Annotated in this window: 1 protein-coding gene; it reads right to left on the reverse strand. The window is 71.5% G+C overall.

Annotated features, from left to right (window positions below; translation table 11 throughout):
* Positions 1 to 97 precede the first annotated feature (97 nt).
* Entirely contained in the window at positions 98 to 1,060 is a 963-nt protein-coding gene (locus C1I95_RS34030) for a complex I subunit 1/NuoH family protein (RefSeq protein ID WP_111220222.1), read from the reverse strand.
* Between the last annotated feature and the right edge of the window lie 84 nt (positions 1,061 to 1,144).

Raw genomic sequence — 1,144 nt, forward strand, 5'->3', positions numbered from 1 at the left:
GACCCCGCCCACACCCCGCTGCACTGAAGCCGTGCTCGGGTGCGGATGTTAAGAAGGGGCCCTTGCTATACCGCAGGCGTTAACAAGGGGCCCTTCCTCACATCGCCACCCGCACGGCGGCGGTGAGGACGAGTTGGGCGAGGGCGGTGGGGACGAGGACCAGCCAGCAGAGGCGCTGAAGCTGGTCCTCGCGGAGCCGGGGGTAGGAGACCCGGAGCCAGATGATCACGAAGCTGACGGCGGCGACCTTGAGCAGGGTCCACAGCCAGCCGAGCTGCGCGTCGGCGAACGGGCCCTGCCAGCCGCCGAGGAAGAGCACGGTGGTGAGCGCGGCGATCACCACGATGCCGACGTACTCGGCCAGCAGCAGGAACGCGAACCGCAGGCCGGTGTACTCGGTCAGGTAGCCGAAGACCAGCTCGGAGTCGGCCACCGGCATGTCGAACGGCGGACGGCGGATCTCGGCCAGCCCGGCCACGAAGAAGACCACCATCGCCGGGGCCTGCCAGAGCAGCCACCACGGCTGCCACGCCTCGACGATGCCGGACAGGCTGAGCGTGCCGGCGGCCATCGCCACCGACGCGGCGGCCAGCACCAGCGGCAGCTCGTAGCCGAGCAGCTGGGCGGCGCCGCGCAGCCCACCGAGCAGGCTGTACTTGTTGGCCGAGGCCCAGGCCGACATCAGCACCGCCAGCACCCCGATGCCGACCACCGCCAGCACGAAGAACAGGCCGACGTCGAGCGGCTGGCCGACCAGGTCGTTCGGGCCGAGCGGGATCACCAGCAGGGCCAGCAGGTACGGCACCAGCGCCACCGCCGGAGCCAGCCGGAACACCGGCTGGTCCGCCGTGCGCGGGGTGACGTCCTCCTTCTGCACGAACTTCACCCCGTCGGCGATCAGCTGAGCCCAGCCGTGGAACCCGCCCGCGTACATCGGCCCGAGCCGGCCCTGCATGTGCGCCATCACCTTGTGCTCGGCCTGGCCCACCAGCAGCGGCAGGACGAGGAAGGCGACCAGCACCCCACCGACCCGGATCACCAGTTCCAGCCACAGTGGCATCAGGGCGCACCCTCCTCGTCCGGCTTCGGGTCAGCAGGCCGGCCGGCCGCGGCCGGGCCGGCCGACTCCGGGTCGGCACCGGAG

Source organism: Micromonospora craterilacus (assembly GCF_003236315.1).
GTDB lineage: Bacteria > Actinomycetota > Actinomycetes > Mycobacteriales > Micromonosporaceae > Micromonospora > Micromonospora craterilacus.